This window comes from Methylobacterium sp. WL12 (genome assembly GCF_008039475.1).
Classification (GTDB): domain Bacteria; phylum Pseudomonadota; class Alphaproteobacteria; order Rhizobiales; family Beijerinckiaceae; genus Methylobacterium; species Methylobacterium cerastii.
In genome coordinates, this window is record NZ_VRUW01000220.1 from 1 (window position 1) to 931 (window position 931).

Here is a 931-nt window from a genome sequence, read left to right on the forward strand (position 1 = left end):
TGTTTGATCCCAGGGTTTGATGGTGCAGTCTTCACGTCGGAGTGGAGGGATGAGCTATGGGCCAAGTTCTTCACGGCAGCGCCACGACGACTGAGGCGATCCGTCGAGCGATCCAGCATAGTCAAGCGAGCCTGAGGGCCCTCTCGAAGCGCTACGGGATCAACCAGAAGACGGTCGCCAAGTGGCGGCAGCGGACCTCGGTCGCCGACCAGCGCACGGGGCCGAAGGATCCTCGCTCGACGGTGTTGTCACCCGAGCAGGAAGCGATTGTCGTCGCCTTTCGTCGTCACACGCTCCTGCCCCTCGACGACTGCCTCTACGCGCTCCAGGCCACGATCCCGCACCTGACCCGCTCGTCGCTGCATCGTTGCCTGCAGCGCCACGGCATCAGCCGATTGCCGGAGGTCGACGGCGACAAGCCCAAGCGCTCGCGCTTCAAGGCCTACCCGCTCGGCTACTTCCACATTGATCTGGCCGAGGTTCACACGGCGGAAGGGCGGCTCTACCTGCTCGTCGCCATCGACCGCACGACCAAGTTCGCCTTCGTTGAGCTTCATGAGAAGGCGACACGGCGGGTTGCGGGTGACTTCCTCCGCCATCTCATCGAGGCCGTGCCCTACAAGGTGCACACGGTGCTCACCGACAACGGCACCCACTTCACGACACCCGGCAACGTTGCCTCGGCCGCATCCATCATCAAGGAGGCGATCGAGGCCGGAGAGACCTTCCGAGCCCACAGCTTTGAGTCCGCCTGCGCCCGAAACGATATCGACCATCGCCTGACCAAGCCGCGCCATCCCTGGACCAACGGTCAGGTCGAGCGAATGAACCGCACGATCAAGGACGCGACGGTCAAGCGTTACCACTATGACAGCCACGACAAGCTCCGCGCCCATCTGGCCGACTTCGTCAGCGCCTACAATTTTGGCCG

1 protein-coding gene is annotated in these 931 nt (G+C 63.5%); it reads left to right on the top strand.

The window, feature by feature from the left end:
- Positions 1-56 precede the first annotated feature (56 nt).
- Positions 57-931 (top strand): IS481 family transposase (locus tag FV226_RS27600; RefSeq protein WP_147765416.1); only part of this gene is annotated, 875 nt, incomplete at its 3' end.